Source organism: Salinivibrio kushneri (assembly GCF_005280275.1).
In the GTDB taxonomy this organism is placed as follows: domain Bacteria; phylum Pseudomonadota; class Gammaproteobacteria; order Enterobacterales; family Vibrionaceae; genus Salinivibrio; species Salinivibrio kushneri.
Genome location: NZ_CP040021.1, coordinates 1,431,530 through 1,450,180, shown reverse-complemented (window position 1 = coordinate 1,450,180; position 18,651 = coordinate 1,431,530). Strand labels below are relative to the sequence as shown.

The following is an 18,651-nucleotide window of genomic DNA, read 5'->3' as shown; positions in this document are numbered from 1 at the left end:
AACGCTCTCGGGCGTTTTTTTCTGTTTTAAAGGCACGTAAACTACATCGGTCCCCTCTAAGCTGGAGTCTCTTGTGAGCGTACTTTCCCGTCCTTTCTTTGATCCTGTGTTTTTAAAGCGTTTGCTGTTAATTGCCGTACCGATTGCACTACAAACCATGATGTTTTCGAGCCGCAGTTTGGTCGATATCTTAATGGTGGGACAATTAAGTGAAGCGGATGTCGCCGCCATTGGTATTGCCGGTAAAGCGATGTTTGTCTCCTCCTTACTGATCCTTGGTGCCATGACCGGCGGCTCTATGTTGGTGGCGCAATATTGGGGCGCGGGGGATCGACAAGGTTTTCGTGAAAAAACAGCGCTAACGGTGACTTTAACCAATGCCACGGCGGCGTTAAGTGCGTTTGTCTTCTGGGCTTATGCGGATGTCATTGTGGGGTTTGCCAGTGACAATCCTACTGTTATTGCGTTGGGGAAAGATTACTTACAAATAGCTGGCTTATCACTGTTTTGTTTGGCCAGTGTCTCAGGGCTGGCTGCCGGGCTTCGTGCCATGCACAAGCCAGGCATTAGCACCTTTTTTAGCGGAGTCGGGATCAGTGTCAACGTGGTGCTCAACTGGGTTTTTATCTTCGGTAATCTGGGCGCGCCTGAACTGGGTTCGAAAGGGGCAGCGGTTGCTACCGTCCTGAGTGGTATCGTCGAAGTTGTCGCTTTGTACGCTTATCTATATCGTCGCCAACATCTGGTTGCCTTCTCGTTATCTGATTGGAAAGCCTCGCTGACGCTTGTGGCAGTAAAGCGGTTTTTGTCGCTTTCGTTGCCAACGGCGTTTAACTTTTTAATGTGGTCGTCCGGTCTGTTCGTTTACCACGCGATTATCGGTCATGTTAACGAAGCCGGCCTGGCTGCTATTGCGGTTATCACTCCCGTCGAGTCACTCTCACTGTCGTTTTTGATTGGTACAGCCAATGCAGCGGCGGTGTTGGTCGGTAATAACCTGGGAGCCCAACAAACGGACACCGCTTATCACCAAGCCTGGCAGGTGGCGATATTTAATTTTATTGCCGGTGTGGCGATTGCCTGCGTGATGCTGATGATTCAGCCCTGGGTGTTGAGTTTCTTCCCTGCATTAACGGGCGAGACGGCACAGATCACGGCTTACTTTTACTGGGCGATGTGTGCGTTGATTGTGGTGAAAACCATCCCCATGGCAATGATTGTTGGGGTACTGCGTGCTGGGGGTGATGTGCGCTACTGCCTGGGACAAGATTTTGTTGCACAGTGGCTAATTGGTATTCCTGTGGTATTGACCGCCGCGGTGGTCTTTGAGTGGCCGGTTTATTGGGTTTATGCGCTTTTGGGAGTGGAAGAAGTGGTCAAATGGGTTGGGTCTTTGATTCGGGTGAAGTCAGGCGTTTGGCTCAATAATCTTGTTAATGACGGCTAAGGATCGGCGAAAAAGAAATTGGGAAGCTGCCCACCGTTTTTAACGCTTTTCTCAGCCTCTTAATTGGGGTACATTGCCAAATTAATCAAACAGTGTGACCTAGTTCTCGTTTATTGCTGTTTTTAAGACACTATAAGGGTGTGCATTGGCATGTTAGCAATTAAAGGGCTGTGTAAAGGTTATCAGGATGGGAGCGACTTCCATCCTGTGCTGCAAGGCGCCGCGATGTCGCTGTCGTCGACCAGTCAACTGGCGTTGATGGGCGAGAGTGGGTCGGGTAAAAGTACCTTGTTAAATGTGATTGCGGGGCTGGATAAACCCGATAGCGGTGAGATCTGGTTTGACGATACCCCTCTCCATCGGTTGAGCGAGGGGGCACGCACGCAGTTTCGACGCCAAAACATCGGCTTGATCTTCCAGCAATTTAATCTGCTTCCCACCCTCTCTATTGCGGATAACATTCGTTTCTGTCGCCAACTAAAAGGCTTGAAAGAAGACAGTTGTCTGTGGCGACAAATTGTTTCTCAGCTTGATTTAATGCCGTTGCTCAATCGTTACCCAGAAGAGGTGTCTGGTGGTCAGCAGCAGCGCGCCGCCATCGCACGCGCGTTATATATGTCGCCTAAACTGCTACTTGCCGATGAGCCAACGGGGAGTTTGGATGAGCGCAATGCGGATGCGGTGATGCGTTTGCTTATCACACTAACCAGTCAGCAGGAAGCCGGACTGCTGTTGGTGACACACAGTGATACCGTGGCTAGCTATTTGCAGGGTAGTGTAGGGCTACAAGGAGGCGTGCTCAGTGTTCGGGCCCGTCGCTAGCGCTTTATGGGGGCATTATCGTCGCCATCCCTTTCAAGTCTTTCTCGTCTGGCTTGGGTTAACCCTGGGTGTCTCTTTGCTGGTTGGCGTGTTATCGATAAACCAACATGCGCAGCAAAGCTATCGCCAAGGTGAACAGCTTTTTAGCAACCCTTACCCTTTTAGCATTCATCATACCGAGCGAACACAACGCGTGCCGCATGCCTTTTACATTGGCTTGCGCCGTCAAGGCTTAACCCAATGTGTGCCGATTGATCGTCTCGATGTTGTGACACCGTCACTTAGTGATATCCATCTGATGGGGGTGGATACAATCGCGATGCTGCCATTTATCGCCAATCAGCGAGCCGATGAAGCCCCTTCATTGTCCCCTATGGATGCGATCTCAATGCCATATCCTGTCTATGTGGGAGAGGCCATGGCTGAACATAAAGGCTGGGAAGAGGGGCAAATGATTGATTTGCTGGATTACCCGCCGATCGGCCCTTTGCGTATTATCGATAATGATGCGCTGAGTATGGGCACTTACTTGGTGGCTGATATGGCGCTACTGCGTCATCTCTCTGCGCGTACTGGGTTTACCGAGGTGTTATGCGGCGATTTGTCTCAAGCGGAGCGACAAACGATTCGCGAAGCGTTACCCTCAGCCTTGACGTTGACCAAAACCCAATCAACCCAACTTGGCCCACTCACCCGTGCTTTTCACTTAAATTTGCTCGCGATGGGGTTATTGGCTTTTGTGGTGGGACTGTTTATTTTTTATCAGGCGATCTCCCTTTCCATGACTCAGCGTCAGCCCTTGGTCGGAACCTTGCGGCAGCTTGGCGTTGATGGACGCCAACTCTCAGCTGTCATGTCAACAGAGTTGTTGCTTTGGGTGCTACTCGGCGTGGTCAGTGGCAACGTCCTGGGTATGTTACTTGCCAACCAATTACTTCCCGCGGTCGCCACGACCTTGTCTGATTTGTACGGCGCAGACATTAATTTAGTGATGCATTGGCAGTGGCAATGGGGGCTCTACAGTTTACTGCTTGCTATTTTAGGGGCGGCGATGGCGTCCGCTTGGCCTTTGGTGCGCTTAGTCAACACCTCCCCGGGGCGCTTATCGCAACGGATGACCCTGATGCGTGGTACACATCGAGAATATGCCGTACAGGCTATTTTAGCGGTGTTGCTTGGCGTGGCGGCGTGGGGCGTGTCGTATTGGGAGACGAGTCAATGGCAAGGGTTTACCTTGATTGCCTTTACCATGCTAAGTGCCGCTTTAGCGCTGCCTTATTTGTGTGGCTGGCTGTTTCATACCAGTGCAGCAGTGTATGCGGGCGCGCGATGGCGATGGTTTTTCACCGATGCGGCGGCAAGTTTAAGTTACCGTGGTGTGGCGGCGATGGCGTTTATGCTCGCGGTTTCGGCACATATTGGTATGGAAACCATGGTCGGTAGCTTTCGCACGAGCACTGAGACTTGGCTGCAACAACGCTTGGCAGCGGACGTTTATGTTAGGCCGAGCCATGCTGCTCTCGCGGAGATGGAAACATGGTTGGTAAAGAATAAAGACGTGGCGCAATTTTGGACCACGTATCGGCGTGAGCTGACGACAAACCAAGGGCGGCTTGAAGTGCTGTCGGTAGGCAACCGTATGTCTGAGAAGCAAACGTTAGCGATGAAGGCGTCCCAACCTGATTACTGGGCGCAATTACATCAAGCGCGCACGGTATTACTCAGTGAAGCGTTAGCGGCTAAATTTGGCGTTGGCGTGGGAGAGAGCATCAATCTTCCCGCCCCAATGGGCGAGCACTGGCAGGTTGCTGGGATCTATTACGATTATGGCAACCCCTATGGCCAGCTAGTAGTGTCTACCCGCAGTGATGCGGGACAATGGCTAAAGCAGGGCCGATCATCGCTGGCGGTGGTCCTCAATCAGGACACGCAAACCGAGCAGTTTGTTGATCGCATCAATCACCGTTTTTCGCTGACCACTGGGCAGGTGCAAAACCAAGCGGATATTATGCGTTATGCAATGCGTATCTTTGATCGTACCTTTACCGTGACGGAAAGCTTGTGTGCACTGATGTTGATTGTCGCGATATGTGGGTTGTTCTTTTCCACCTTGGCGACCGAGCTATCGCGCCAACGGCAATATAGCTTGCTACGTTACCTTGGCCTGTCAGGGCGTGAGCTTATCGCGCTCGGGGGAGGGCAATTGGTGCTGCTTGGCCTCACCAGTGCGCTAATTGCCATCCCGTTGGGGCTTGTGCTGGCGGGTATGTTGATCCATGTTGTCCTGAAAGCATCGTTTGGGTGGACCATGACCATGAGCTTCTTCCCGATAAGCTATGCCACCACCATCGGGCTGTCCATGTTGGCGCTTATGGTCGCAGGGGCTTGGCCTGTTTATCGCATGCTAAAACGCACCGCGGCGGCGTCGTTGCGTGATGCGCAGTAAAAAAAGAGGCAGTGAAGTGATTCAGCGATGGAAGCGGAAAATGATACGTTCATTGTTAGGGGGTGGTGTGATCATCGCGCTCGGCGCGCTAGTATGGTGGGGGCAGCCGCCGTCATCGTCTCCTGATACCCGTGGAAATTTTGCCGTTTTTGATTCGCAAAGTGGCTTTGCCTCTGTAACCCCAGACCACACGCCTACCTATCCCCAAGACATGGCGGCACACTCAGATTTTGCTACTGAATGGTGGTATTTGACCGCGACCTTAACCGACGCTAATGGACAAGCGTATGGCGTGCAATGGACATTGTTTCGCCGCGCGTTAGCTCCGGATCGCAAAGAAGGGTGGGCGAGTCAGCAGCTGTATATGGCGCATGTAGCGATCACGAGCGATGATAAACAATGGGAGTCGGAGCGCTTTGCCCGTGGCGGGATTGATCAAACAGGAGTGACGCTGTCACCTTTTCAGGCTTGGTTAGACGACTGGCAATGGCAGGGCGGTCAACAACCTTTTCCAGCCCGTGTGCGTGCGATATGGCCTGCGCAAGGTAAGCCAGTCGGCTTTACGTTGGAGGTGCGAGAGAATGGACAACAGGTCAAGCACGGTGAAGAGGGATATAGTGTCCGTCATGCCAGTCAGCCGTCGGCTTCGTATTATTTTTCTTTGCCACAGCTAACCGTCAAGGGTGTGCTAACCATTGCGGGTGAAACCATTCCCGTGACAGGAAAAGGCTGGTTTGATAAGGAGTGGTCGAATGGCGCGATGGCCGCCGAACAAACGGGATGGGATTGGTTTGGGCTTAACTTAGATGATGGCCGTGCGTTAATGGTTACCCAAATACGCGGCACCGAGCCGTTTATGTTTGGTTCATTACTGTTTCCTGATGGCCGAGTAGTGACGCTAAGCCAGGATGATATTCGTATGCTGCCGGTCAGTCATGCCAAGATGGCGGAGGGCGCTAACTTGCCGATTCGTTGGCAGATCAAAGTACCCAGTGAGGGCATTAGCCTGACTACGCAACCGCTTAACCCACAGAGCTGGATGGACTTGAGTTTTCCCTATTGGGAAGGGCCTGTGGAAGTGCATGGCAGTGCCACAGGCCGTGGCTTTATGGAAGCGACAGGCTATTAACCCAGTCCGACCCAAGCTTGTGTTTGATGGGGGCGCCAAATCGGTTGGCGTTCAACCGTGATAACCCCAGGATGATTGTCTCCTTGTGCGGCCGATACCGCGAGACTGAGTGCCGCGTCACTAATCGCTTCAAACTGTTGAGGGAGAGACTGCACCCCAAAAGGAAGAAAATCGAGGATGCGGCTATCCCCAAAAGTGGCAAAATACAGTGCAGTGGGGGCGATCCCTGTTTGCCGGATGGCGTCCAGTATTCCTTCACAAAGCGTGAAGGAGGTGGTGAGTAAGGCATCGGGTAAGTCACCGGCTTCAATCCACTCTGTCATCAGCCTTTGCCCCTCTGTACGGCTGAAAGCTTGACCGTAACGCACTTGTCCATCTACGCCTTGTGCCGCTAACGCACCACGAAAGCCGTTCTCCCTGTCTTGTGAGATGGCCAGCGAGGGGACGGCACCAATCAGTCCTGCTTGATAGACATCCGTTGGGGCAATTAACATCTCGGTGAGCTGGTAAGCGCCTTTTTCATCATCACTCAGTACATTCGCGAATTGGTTGGCATCCAGCCCACGGTCAATGGCAACGATGGGAGTGCCTTGCTGTTGTAATTTGGGGTAGAAGGTATTATCTGCAGGCAAACAAGAGGCCACGATTAACGCATCAATTTTCCTGGAGACGAGAGTTTCAGCCACTATTTTTTCTCGCTCTGGGTCGTCATCAGAGCCCGTGATAATAACCTGATAGCCTTGATCGTGGGCTTTTCGTTCAAAGAGTTTTGCCAACGTGGCGTAACTGGTGTTCGCTAAGTCAGGCACGACCAACCCCAGCGTTTGTGTGGTGCCTGCACGCAAGGCGGTGGCGGCGCGGTTCGGCTGATAATTGTGTTGTTCGACCACTGCCATCACGCGTGCTCGCGTTTTTTCACTGATCCGATAACGGTCGGCTTTGCCATTAATCACATAACTGGCCGTTGTGCGTGATACACCGGCAAGACGGGCAATTTCATCAAGCTTCATAAAGCGATCCTTAAGTAGGCCGATCGTTATTGATGGCTTTGTGAATGCGATCAAAGTTTACGCACTTCAGATCCATAATTTATTTGCATTATAAGCTAAAAGGATTCAGCCTTAAAGCTGAAAGGTTTCAGCTTGTGTCAAATATTGGCGGCTGATCTCAAGACGCTGGAACGACGATGCGGCTCATCGCTTCCGGCGCATATAAGTGGAAGAGATTGACCAAACGCGGGTAGCAATTTCTATCGCTTTACCTAAAAGCTGAATCGTTTCAGTTTTTAGGTAAAGCGAATGTGGCAAGTCAAACACGAACACTGCCAATCAACGGTGACTTGCGACCAACCAATATGTCCGCCATGTCTTAGTGATACTGATGTGGCCGACGACAACATCAACCCGTGCCGCGGCACTGAAAAAAGAGGAATGACCTCATGTTGGCACTCAACGCACACGATATTCATATGCAGCAACACGCGGCGTCTAAGCACGAGGCTATCAAAGCCATGGCCGCAGCACTCACCCAAAAAGGACTAGTAGAAGCGGGCTATCAAGACGGAATGCTGGCGCGTGAAGCCCAAACCAGTACCTATCTGGGCAACGGTATTGCCATCCCGCATGGCACAACGGATACCCGCGATCAAGTTAAACAAACAGGGGTACAAGTGTTTCATTTTCCCCAGGGGGTTGACTGGGGAGAGGGAAACCTCGCTTACGTGGCCATTGGTATCGCCGCCAAATCAGACGAACACTTGAGTATCTTACGTCAGTTGACGCGTGTGCTGTCACAAGACGGCATCGAGCAACAATTAAAAACCATATCGGGATCAGAGCAACTGGTTACCCTACTCAATGGGCAAACGGCGGATACTCAGGCCTTCACGTTTAGCAGCGACATGGTGTTAACCGGCTTTCCAGCGTCAGATATCACTACCTTGCAAGCCGTGGGCGCGGGATTGCTCAAAAACCATCATTGTTTAAATAGCGATGGCGTCAGCCACGCTGTCGCGGGCCAGCCGGTGCACCTTGGTGAAGAGCATTGGTTGCTCGGTGTGGGAGACGGTGTACTGCAGACCGGGATGTCGGTGGTCATGCCCGCGACGTCACTGTCTCACCAATCCCAGTCGGTCAGTGCGCTTTGGTGTGTCGCAGCCAACAACCCTGCGCATCTTCCTGTGCTCAATACCTTGATGCAATGGAAGCTTGATAAACAACTGGCGGCATCTGGCCGTTACTCGCCACAAGCGCTGGTTGATGCGTTGTCTGCTGAACCCGCCCCCGCACAACCTCATACAGCGGCGCCGTCTGAAGCGCTCACCGCAGAGGGATCAACAGGCCTGTATACGGTGACGAATGCGCATGGTTTGCACGCTCGTCCTGGGGCGATGTTGGTCAATACAGCGAAAAAATTCAGTGCTGATATACAGGTTGCCAACGCGTCCACCCAGTCGGCGCCGGTTAACGCAAAAAGCTTGATGAAAGTGATCGCGCTTGGGGTGAAGCATGGGCACCAGTTACAGTTTTCCGCCCAAGGAAGCGACGCCGAACAAGCGATTGCGGCACTGGGTGATGCCATTAAAGATGGGTTGGGAGAGAACGCATGAGTGCCATTCTGACCGTAACCTTCAATCCCGCACTCGACATGACAGGCTCAGTCAGTGCGCTACAGCCTGGTGATGTCAACTTGGTGCAAAACTATACACTGCACCCGGCGGGAAAAGGCGTCAATGTCGCACGTGTCTTAACGGATTTGGGCGCGACGGTCGCGGCGTCAGGCTTTCTTGGTGCAGATAACCAAGACCCGTTTGCTCACCTTTTTACCGAGCACGGCATTGCCGATCACTTTTTGCGCGTGCCGGGGGTGAGCCGCACCAACGTCAAGCTGGTTGAAAAAGCGGGACGTGTCACTGATTTGAATTTTCCTGGTATGGCGGTTGAACAGGCCGATATTGAGGCATTGACGGCACGCTTGCTCAGTCTGGCTGAGCACCATGAGTGGATCGTGCTAGCGGGCAGTTTGCCACCTGGTGTCTCGACCGAGCAGTTGACCACTTGGATCACCACCTTGCGCGATGCAGGGAAAAAAGTGGTTGTCGATACCAGCCAGCACGCCTTACGCGCCGCCGTTGAGGCAACACCTTGGTTGGTAAAGCCTAATGAAGCAGAACTGGCGCAATGCCTCAACGCGCCCATCAGTAATGAGCAAGCCGTGTTGCTGGCGCGCGGCGAGCAATTGTTTAACCAAGGGATCGCGAATGTGGTTATTTCTCGCGGCGTAGACGGGGTGCTCTGGCGCGATAAGGAAGGCTGGCTTAAGGCTGTGGCACCGGCGCAATCGGTGGTGAGTACCGTTGGGGCCGGGGATTCTTTAGTGGCAGGGCTGGTATCAGGATGCCAGACCGGCCTAAGCAAAGAGGCGGCGCTGTGTCGCGCGGTCGCTATCTCTGCGCTCGCGGTAACCCAAGTGGGGGTCGGTGTGCGCAATGATGAAGACGTGAACCAATTAATCGAAAAAATCAGCGTGTCGCCTGTTGAGCTGTCAGTGCACGCGGAATAAAACCAATCCATGAGTGGGGTAAAAGGTATGAATCTGGTGATTGTGACGGCGTGCCCAAGTGGCGTCGCCAATACCGTTATCGCGGCGGGCTTGTTAGAAAAGGCTGCCGAGGTTAAAGGATGGACGGCACAGATCGAGTGTCAGTCTAGTGTGCAACCAACACAGGCGGTATCGACTGCTGATATTGAAAACGCTGACCGTGTTCTCTTGGTCGGTGAGCCAAAAGAGTCGGCTCGCTTTAACGGCAAGCCTGTCTATCAAGCAAGCTTAAATGAGGTAATGGCCGATCCCCAAGCGGTATTGGAGGCCGCCGCGGATCATGCACAGCCGTATCACGCGCAGACGCCAAGCGAAAGCGGTACCGTCAGCATTGTGGGTATTACCGCGTGTCCTACCGGTGTTGCACATACCTTTATGGCAGCGGAAGCGGTTGAAGAAGCGGCTAAAGCGAAAGGTTATCAGGTCAAAATTGAGACACGTGGGTCGGTGGGTGCGAAAAATGCATTAACGGATCAGGAAATTGAAGCCGCGGATCTCGTCTTTATCGCCGCAGATATTGAGGTTGATTTGAGCCGGTTTGCGGGTAAACGTTTATATAAAACCAGTACAGGCATGGCGCTGAAAAAAGCATCGCAGACGCTCGATGATGCGCTTGCTAACGCTGAGGTCTACCAAACAACGCAAGCGAGTTCATCGAACGCCAGTGCTAACCAAGGCGAACGTACCGGTGTCTATAAGCACTTGATGACAGGCGTATCACATATGTTACCACTGGTTGTGGCCGGTGGCTTAGCTATTGCGCTCTCATTTGTATTCGGGATTGAAGCTTTTAAAGAGGAGGGAACACTTGCAGCCGCACTGATGGAAATTGGTGGTGGTAGTGCGTTCGCGCTGATGGTACCGGTACTGGCCGGGTTTATTGCCTTCTCAATTGCGGATCGCCCGGGTCTGGCACCAGGCTTGATTGGTGGCATGCTCGCCGCGTCCACCGGCGCTGGGTTTTTAGGGGGCATACTGGCGGGGTTTATCGCCGGCTACAGTGCTAAGTTTGTGGCAGATAAAGTCAGCTTGCCGGCTTCAATGGAAGCCCTTAAACCCATTCTCGTGATCCCTTTATTAGCTAGTTTGTTTACCGGTTTGGTGATGATCTATGTCGTGGGCGGGCCTGTCTCTGTCGCCATGGAAAGCCTGACCAGCTTCTTGCAGGGGATGAACTCAACGAACGCAGTAATCCTAGGCGTGGTATTGGGGGCGATGATGTGTTTCGACCTTGGCGGTCCGGTCAACAAAGCGGCGTATACCTTTGGCGTCGGCCTGATTGAGAGTGGTACCTATATGCCGATGGCAGCGATCATGGCGGCTGGTATGGTGCCGGCGCTAGGGATGGGACTATCAACCTTCTTAGCCAAGCGTAAATTTAATGATGCCGAGCAAGAGGCGGGTAAAGCATCGTTTGTGCTCGGGCTATGTTTTATCTCGGAAGGGGCGATCCCCTTTGCGGCTAAAGACCCAATGCGAGTGATCCCATCTTGCATCGCAGGTGGTGCGCTGACAGGCGCAATCTCTATGTTGATTGGGGCAAAATTGATGGCACCACACGGTGGCCTCTTCGTGCTGTTAATCCCCAATGCCATCAGCCCTGTGTTTATGTACCTGGCTGCTATTGCCGCAGGTACCTTGGTAACTGGTTTGGTTTATGCGGTGCTTAAGCCCGTCAGTCAGCCTTCACCACTGACGGCCGCCGAGCAATCATAACCAGGTATTTTTCTGGCACAAGCGGATACACCAATAAAAAAGGCCCATTTGGGCCTTTTCGTTTTGTCAGTCTTAAGAAAGCGCTTCTGGCTCGGGAACCATGGGGTAGCGTACTCCCATCATTTGCTCCATACAGTGTACTACCTGACAGCTATAGCCGAACTCGTTGTCGTACCAAATGTACAGCACGCAACGGTTGCCCTCGGCGATGGTTGCTTGGCTATCCACCACACCGGCAAAGCGTGATCCCACCAAATCACTCGATACTAATTCGGTCGACTGAGTAAAATCAATTTGCCCCGATAGCGGCGAGTACAAAGCGACGTCTTGTAAATAGGCGTTGATTTCATCCTTGTGAGTGGGGTTATCTAAATTCAGGTTAGCAATAGCCATAGAGACATTGGGCGTGGGCACACGCACAGAGTTACCGGTTAATTTACCTTTAAGCTCAGGCAGTGCTTTGGCAACAGCACTCGCGGCACCGGTAGACGTGAGTACCATATTCAAAGACGCAGAGCGGCCACGGCGATCGCCTTTGTGATAGTTATCAATCAGGTTTTGATCATTGGTAAACGAGTGAACTGTCTCAATGTGTCCGCCATCAATACCAAATTTATCGTGCATGGCTTTGAGCACCGGGGTAATGGCGTTGGTGGTGCAGCTAGCGGCAGAGATAATTCGATCATCGTCGTTAATCACGTCATGATTGACACCGAATACCACATTTTTAAGATCGCCTTTTCCCGGCGCGGTGAGAAGGACTTTCTTAGCGCCTTTGCTGTCAAGGTGTTGACTCAGGCCTTCTTCATCTCGCCACATACCTGTGTTATCGACTACCAATGCGTCATGAATACCGAATTGGGTGTAATCGACGTCCGTTGGGTTATTGGCATAAATGACTTGGATGAAATTACCATTGGCGATCAACGCGTTACGCGACTCATCAACAGTAATGCTGCCATTGAACGGGCCGTGAACAGAGTCGCGACGCAGCAGGCTGGCGCGCTTTTCCAGGTCGCCTTCTTTTCCGCCACGCACCACGATAGCGCGTAAGCGTAAGGGGTAGCCAGGACCGCTTTTTTCAATCAGTAAGCGTGCGAGTAAGCGACCGATACGACCAAAGCCATACAGTACCACGTCTTTCGGATCAACGCCGTTGCCTGTCCCTAGCAAATGCCCAAGCTGGCTATGAAGAAAATCAGGAATGCCATTTTCACTGTCATGCTGTTGCCAGTATGTCCAGGCGAGCTGACCGATATCGATTTTACTGGGAGCAAGATCCAATTCAGCCATCACTTCGATTAATGGCAACGTCTGGCTGGGGGATAAGGTGCCCCCCGTATAGCGACGCGCCACGCGGTGTGCCTTAATGATATCAATGGTACTCGCATTGATCAGTTGACGACCGAACAGTTGGATTTCGACGCCTTTTTGGCGATAAAGCTGGCTAAGCAGCGGATACATGGTTTCAGAGTGAGTTTGACTGGTTTGCCAATCGAGTAGGTAGCTTTCTGGACTCATGAATCGACCTTTTTCACGAATGATAGTGGGTGGGCAGGGTGCCCAGTAGGGTATTTGGCTGATCGTTGCCAGCCTTTTGATTATGCCGCGCAGTCTAAATGATGCGGCATTATTCACCTACTAAAAAAAAGTGGGCAGTGATAAGGCGTTATGACGGTGAGAGGTGGGTAGAATGACGACCACACGATCTAGCAAATGTGATCGAAGCTGTAACCTAAATGAAACAAATTACATTGGGCATTTATAACTGTGAGGTACGACGTCCGTTAAGTTTCTTAATAATCGGCAAGAAAAAAGTCAGTGGACGAAAAGAAAACACAAGCCACTCGGATCGTTGCCGAGAGGCTATGATAACTCGCGAGTCACTCGTGTTTCTGTCTTAGCTAAAGTCAAAAGAGGGAGAGGTTAAATCCCTAGCTCATCAAGTAAATCGTTGCTACCGCTATCTTTTTTATCGCTTTTGTCGTTAGACTTTTCTTCTAATTGGCGAACCGTTTCTGCTTCCAGAATGGAATCAGGATCAACTTCTTCCCCTTCTTCAAAGTCTTGAAGCTGGATAAATTCGGTACGTTCCATGGCAAGCTCAAGATAGAAGATATTGTTGTGCTCAGTGGTAAAGCTCACGCGGCGCGCCTGTGGCTTGTCGATGTTGCTATCGACTGACACGGTAAGATTTTTGTTAACCGCCATCATCTTCGGTTGGTTTTGGGTGATCGAGGTTTGGATTGAGCGCTTAATCTTGCCGGTGAAATCGCCAATAATCTGGTTCATGAGTTCACCGAGCACATCACCCACTTCATCTGCGGTGTGTAAGCTGGCCAACTCTTCTTCGGGGATCCCCATATGCTGCATGTAATTGCGGTAGATTTCTAACGCCGCGGCGGAGGAAAAGTTGATCACAACAAGCCCAGAGAAGCCACCATCAAACAGCACAAAACAGCCGAGGTCAGGCTTGAGACTGGTTTTGGCAATCTTTTGTACCATTGCAGCATGGTGCACGGGAGAGTCAGTCGCTTTGGTTAATACTGCCGTGGCGGACTGACACAGTTTGAGCAGAATGTCCTCGGAGGTGACTACTTTGGTTTTTCTCATTATTCACTACCGTCATGGTTGATAACACTTACTGTCAGTGTGGCACTGGATTGCGCAATTTGTACACCGATTTTCTGGATATCCGGATAAGGGATCACATTCATCCGTCTGTGATTGCGCCTATTCGATCATTGAGAGGCGCGAGGTAGTACCGCTAGCAACTGATCCAGTGCGGTGTTGATACGAGTTAGTGCCTGAATGAGTCCCTCTGTTTGCTGCTGGTTAGCGGCTTGCTCGGCCTCAAGGCAGGCTTGATGAAGGGCTGTTGCACCAATACTGCCTGCGGCAGATTTTTGTTTGTGTGCGGCCTCTTTTAATGCTTGCCAATGTTCAAAAGGCGGTTGCGATTGCGCGAGGGCGCGTAGGCTAGGGACGCTACGTTTAAGGAAAACATCGACAATATCTTGATAGGCCTGTTGCTGCCCGCCATATAAGCGCTCAACCACCGTTGGATCAAGTACATGTGGCTCTTCGGCGCTGGCTGTCACAGGGGGGGGTGTCGAACTTGTCGTGGTGTGAGGACGGTTAATCCAATAGGTTAAGCGTTCGTCAAGCGGATCCAGCTCAATGGGCTTGGTAATGTAATCGTCCATGCCTGCCTCAAAACACCGCGCTTGTTCACCACTGAGCGCATTGGCGGTAATGGCGATAATAGGTACCCAACCCGATGCACCTTGGATCTCGCGTAAAGCGGCGGTGAGCGCATAACCATCCTTATTGGGCATATGGCAGTCGGTGAGGACAAGATCTACCTGATGGTTCTGATATGCCGCGAGTGCCTGGTTACCATCATCCGCCATCACCACCTCATAGCCGAGGTAATGGAGTTGCTGAGTCAGCACCTGTTGGTTAGTGGGGTTGTCTTCTGCCACTAAAATACATCCACGAGTGCGTTCCGGCTCGCATGTTTTGGCGTCTGCCTCGTCGGGAAGAGGTAGCATTGCGTCAGATTCCGCTAACATGCTGATATCAGGGCTCTCAAGCCCGAGGCAGACGCGTAGACCGTGGACCAGACGACGATAGGTTAATGGCGAGGCAAACAGCTCGACGATGCGTTTATCAGGGTGGGTTGCTAGCGATAAGGTATGTTTGAGTGCAATCACATGCTCGACAGCGCGTTCAGTGATTAATGTGCTTGGCTCGGTGTGGGTGGTTATCAATAATCGGTGCTTCGTCGGTTGCTTTTCTGCGTTAGACGGTGCTGAGCCATGGTGATAAGCGATATCCAAGTGCGCCAGATAGCGGCACACTGCGTGATTGAGTGCGTCTTGAGGAATATCCACTTCAACCGATAATTGTTGCGCCTGCTCGCGAGTAATCGGTAAATCTTCAGGCTCTGCTAATGGATTCACCGTATAACTGATACGCACGGTAAATCGTGTGCCGACTCCCAGCTCACTCTCAATGTCAATATCACCGCCGAGGAGATCGATAATATTCTTACAAATGGCTAAGCCAAGCCCAGAGCCACCAAACTCACGGGTGGTCGACGACTCCGCCTGACTGAATGGCTGAAAGATGGTGTCGACTTTATCAGGCGCAATGCCGATGCCGTTATCGGTGATGGTAAACTCCAGCTGGGCTTTTTGCGCGTCTTGGTTATCCATCGCGTCAATATTGACAGCGACAAAACCGGGTTGACGATGCTGGCCGCCGGAGAACTTAATCGCATTGCCAACAAGATTATACAGTATCTGCTTTAATCGGTTGGGATCGCCCACCAGTTGTTCGGGGAGGTCAGGATTAATAAATAGTGACAGTGTCACCTTTCGCTTGTTGGCTTGATGGCTGAGGGTGTCCATCACTTGCTCTACGGTGTCGGATAAAGAAAAGGTGACGCGTTCAAATTGCAGCTTTCCGGCCTCGGTGCGAGAAAAGTCGAGGATGTCGTTAATGATGGAGAGCAAAGAAAGGGCGGATTCACGCACCGTACTCGTCAGGCTATATTGAGAGGGCGTTAACGACGAGCGACGAAGCATATCGAGCATCCCAATCACGCCATTCATTGGCGTGCGGATTTCGTGACTCATGGTCGCAAGAAATTGCGCTTTCGCACGTGATGCGCTTTCGGCGCGCTCTTTTTCGGCCATTAACTGTTCGCGTGCTTGGTTACGAGAAATAATATGCGCGCGGAATATGACTAACCCATTAGCGATTTTGCCGACTTCATCCGTCCGATCTTGAAAATTGCGGGCCGGGGGCGTCATGTCGCCAGCCACAAGGCGCTGCATGGAGTCGGCGAGTTTGGCAATCGGCTGAGTGAATGTGCGGTAAATATAAAAGTACATCGCGCCACTAACGAACAAGATAAAAATCAGTAAATAGCCAAGGTTGAGTTGATTTGAGTGGAGTATTGCACGTAAATCAACCATAGACCGGGTTACCACTTTTCCTGTCTCTTGTGCGAACGTAGAGAGCGCATCCTCAAGCGCCTGGTATTCTTGGTCACTCAAGGTTCGCACTGCGGTCATGGCGGCGACTTTGGCACTGGGTTGATAGTTGTTAAAAATAGCGATACCACTGCGCTTTAAACTGGTGAAATGGTGGCGGATGCTCGACAGTTTGTTGAGTGAGTCAGGGTGATTGATCTCGAACTGCGTCAAGGAAAGATAGCGCTCAAAGGTTGCCATATCCTCCATAAAGCGCTGTCGGCTACTTTTTCGCCCATCTAAATACTGATTAAGCTCAGTCAGCATATCGCCATTTTCATCCACCAGTTCATCAAGGTATTGCAACACGGCAAGGTTATCAGGCTGTGTCAGCGCTTGTGAGGCTTTTAATTCGGCAATCAAGTTATCGATAGGGCGAACCACATCAATGGATAGCCGCATCACCTGTTTACGCGCCCATTGCTCAGCGACGGGATCAAACTCCGTTAAGACTTTTTGATGAGCGATACGCTGGAAGCGCTCATAAAGCTGGCTGATCAAGGAAAGCCGCTGCTCTGCGTCGGGTTTTACCTCACGAAGGCGCGCCAGTAATTGCTCAAAATCTTGCTGACTTTCTAAAAAAACGGCGAGCGATTCATGACGGCCCATGACATATTTGAGCATGCTGGCATTCATATCACTGGCGGCCCGTTGCATGCGCATGGTGATGATCGCGCTCGGGATTTCTTGATGAGTGGCGCGGCCGACATCGCGGTTAACCCGATCTTGCATGATGTAGCTCGAGACTGACAGGCCCAACACCATCAAGGTGATGAAGGTCATAATCAACCCAATCTTGCTGACGATACTCTTACCAAATGGGCGAGGGCGATTTACCTTCATGACGATTCCTACATCCTTGTCAACGATTGATTTGGGCGTGATCCGTGTTAAATTGCGCGTTGTGTTGTTTGCTTTCATCACGGTGAAGCCAGACTATACTGCAAAGAGACTGGCGTCAGTCGTTTGTATGATTTGGCCTTGCCGCTCTGCTCTCTCCTTGCTCGAGCTAGAATGAAAGGGAGGGGCGGTGAGAGCAGCCATCGTGTCATAGTACGATGGTTAGTTTATAGTATACAGTACGCTAAGCACTGCGAAGCGTGACTCGCTTTCTAATTTCGCCTTCAAGAGGCGCAAATAGCCGACGGGCACGATACAATAACGATAGTTGAACAGTCTAAGGACAAGTAATCATGGTAGTAGATTCAGACGGGTATCAAGCACTGATCGAACATTTTGCGTTTAATCTCTCTGTGTTTGAAAAACCGGGTGAAGCCATTGGCGATGATACCGTTGCGGATATTGTGCACGATCTAGTCGCCTCTAACATTATGACCATTTGCGAGCAAAATCCTGGGCTTTCGTCTGCATTGCGCTTCACCATATTGCGAGAGGCAGACCGTGTAGTGGAAGATATGGAAGAAGTGCTGGCGGGTCGCTGGGAGCAACCAGTCACCGCCGAGCAGGTTGGCTTTCTCGAAGAGTACGTTGCCCTGGTGAAAAACCTGTTCGATGGTGCCATGGTCGAGCTACGCTAGTGACCCCCTGACGGTAACCGTCTAATGCCTGTATACCCCTTGTACGATTGTGAGCGATCGAGACTGACAGCTAAGCTCAGGTCGGTATACTAGACGGCCCATTGACAACCTTAGATTTTACCATGTCCCCATCCGCTCCGCGTCACGCTATTCATCAGCTTTACTCCGCCCGTTTGGCACGTGCAACGCGTCCCTATCGCGCACGTGGCGCTGGTGTAGACCGCTGTTCAGCATGTATGTTAGTTCGTCATTTCTGTGTGTGTGATTACCGTGCCGCCCGCCAGACCCATGCTGCGTTCATGTTACTGATGTACGACGACGAGGTACTAAAACCGAGTAACACAGGACGTTTGATTGCTGACTGCGTGGCCGATACCTACGCCTTTATCTGGTCTCGCACGCACCCTGATCCTGACATGCTGGCGTTGTTATCCCGCTCAGCTTTTCAACCGTATGTGGTCTTTCCTGCTCAGTACACGACCCCGACGCGCATGACCTCACCAGCACGTCTCCATGATAACGCGAAGCGGCCGCTATTTATCATCATTGACGGTACCTGGCGGGAGGCGAAAAAAATCTTTCGCAAAAGCCCTTGGCTTGATCACTTTCCGGTTTTAAGCATCGAGCCTCAGGCATTATCTCGTTATCGCGTGCGCGATGCTCACGGTGAAAATCAACTGGCAACAGCAGAAGTGGCTGCAGAAGTGCTTGCCGTGAATCAAGAGCGCAAGGCGGCAGAGTACTTAAACCAATGGTTCGATGTCTTTCGTGAGCGATACTTAGCAGGCAAACGACAACAACACCTTGCAGAAGACAATGCGCTGACGCGCTTGCTTGATGTCCAAACGCTGGCGAAAAATGTCGACACCTGAGTGAAAAGTCTGGTTGGAAAACAACGAAACTTGGGGCAA

General features: G+C 51.6%; 13 protein-coding genes. 9 read left to right on the top strand and 4 right to left on the bottom strand.

Features of this window, described 5'->3' with window-relative positions; all coding sequences use genetic code 11:
* Positions 1 to 73 precede the first annotated feature (73 nt).
* The 4 genes from FCN78_RS06895 to FCN78_RS06880 all read left to right on the top strand — a co-directional run bounded on the left by FCN78_RS06895 (position 74) and on the right by FCN78_RS06880 (position 5,844).
* Positions 74 to 1,447 carry an MATE family efflux transporter gene (locus FCN78_RS06895; RefSeq protein WP_235607519.1) on the top strand — a complete coding sequence of 458 codons (1,374 nt, stop codon included), beginning with the start codon at positions 74 to 76 and terminating at the stop codon, positions 1,445 to 1,447.
* Positions 1,448 to 1,597: 150 nt separating this feature from the next.
* Positions 1,598 to 2,269 carry an ABC transporter ATP-binding protein gene (locus FCN78_RS06890; protein WP_069362451.1) on the top strand — a complete coding sequence of 224 codons (672 nt, stop codon included), beginning with the start codon at positions 1,598 to 1,600 and terminating at the stop codon, positions 2,267 to 2,269.
* Positions 2,250 to 4,715 carry an ABC transporter permease gene (locus FCN78_RS06885; RefSeq protein WP_077658653.1) on the top strand — a complete coding sequence of 822 codons (2,466 nt, stop codon included), beginning with the start codon at positions 2,250 to 2,252 and terminating at the stop codon, positions 4,713 to 4,715. Before FCN78_RS06890 ends, FCN78_RS06885 begins: the two co-directional genes overlap by 20 nt.
* Before the next feature lie 40 nt (positions 4,716 to 4,755).
* Positions 4,756 to 5,844: a lipocalin-like domain-containing protein gene (locus FCN78_RS06880; RefSeq protein WP_162274062.1), complete on the top strand. Its 1,089-nt coding sequence runs from the start codon at positions 4,756 to 4,758 to the stop codon at positions 5,842 to 5,844.
* On the opposite strand, the gene cra is transcribed toward FCN78_RS06880, so the two are convergent.
* Complete coding sequence (gene cra, locus FCN78_RS06875; protein ID WP_077658651.1) at positions 5,841 to 6,854, bottom strand: catabolite repressor/activator; 1,014 nt, start codon at positions 6,852 to 6,854, stop codon at positions 5,841 to 5,843. The genes FCN78_RS06880 and cra overlap by 4 nt on opposite strands.
* 428 nt (positions 6,855 to 7,282) lie before the next feature.
* Here cra and fruB point away from each other — a divergent pair, with 428 nt between their 5' ends.
* From fruB to fruA, 3 genes are read left to right on the top strand one after another with little or no spacing between them, the layout of a single operon-like run.
* A complete protein-coding gene (fruB, locus tag FCN78_RS06870; protein ID WP_077658650.1) occupies positions 7,283 to 8,452 on the top strand; it encodes a fused PTS fructose transporter subunit IIA/HPr protein in 1,170 nt (389 codons plus the stop codon).
* Positions 8,449 to 9,405, top strand: coding sequence for a 1-phosphofructokinase (gene pfkB / locus FCN78_RS06865; protein ID WP_069362447.1), 957 nt, complete (start codon positions 8,449 to 8,451; stop codon positions 9,403 to 9,405). Before fruB ends, pfkB begins: the two co-directional genes overlap by 4 nt.
* A gap of 27 nt (positions 9,406 to 9,432) precedes the next feature.
* The gene (gene fruA / locus FCN78_RS06860) at positions 9,433 to 11,160 is read left to right on the top strand and encodes a PTS fructose transporter subunit IIBC (protein WP_077658649.1); all 1,728 of its coding nucleotides are present in this window, start codon (positions 9,433 to 9,435) and stop codon (positions 11,158 to 11,160) included.
* 72 nt (positions 11,161 to 11,232) lie between these two features.
* On the opposite strand, the gene FCN78_RS06855 is transcribed toward fruA, so the two are convergent.
* From FCN78_RS06855 to FCN78_RS06845, 3 genes are all read right to left on the bottom strand, one after another.
* Positions 11,233 to 12,681 (bottom strand): glyceraldehyde-3-phosphate dehydrogenase, encoded by a 1,449-nt coding sequence (locus FCN78_RS06855; protein ID WP_077600000.1) that lies wholly within the window; start codon positions 12,679 to 12,681, stop codon positions 11,233 to 11,235.
* Positions 12,682 to 13,086: 405 nt separating this feature from the next.
* Complete coding sequence (locus tag FCN78_RS06850) at positions 13,087 to 13,773, bottom strand: DUF3334 family protein (protein WP_077458734.1); 687 nt, start codon at positions 13,771 to 13,773, stop codon at positions 13,087 to 13,089.
* 128 nt (positions 13,774 to 13,901) lie between these two features.
* Positions 13,902 to 17,045 (bottom strand): ATP-binding protein, encoded by a 3,144-nt coding sequence (locus FCN78_RS06845; protein WP_162274061.1) that lies wholly within the window; start codon positions 17,043 to 17,045, stop codon positions 13,902 to 13,904.
* A gap of 350 nt (positions 17,046 to 17,395) precedes the next feature.
* Here FCN78_RS06845 and FCN78_RS06840 point away from each other — a divergent pair, with 350 nt between their 5' ends.
* Together FCN78_RS06840 and FCN78_RS06835 are read left to right on the top strand one after the other, a co-directional pair.
* A complete protein-coding gene (locus tag FCN78_RS06840; protein ID WP_069362441.1) occupies positions 17,396 to 17,740 on the top strand; it encodes a DUF3802 family protein in 345 nt (114 codons plus the stop codon).
* A 122-nt stretch (positions 17,741 to 17,862) separates the two neighbouring features.
* The gene (locus tag FCN78_RS06835; RefSeq protein ID WP_077658647.1) at positions 17,863 to 18,612 is read left to right on the top strand and encodes a tRNA-uridine aminocarboxypropyltransferase; all 750 of its coding nucleotides are present in this window, start codon (positions 17,863 to 17,865) and stop codon (positions 18,610 to 18,612) included.
* The last annotated feature ends 39 nt before the right edge of the window (positions 18,613 to 18,651 follow it).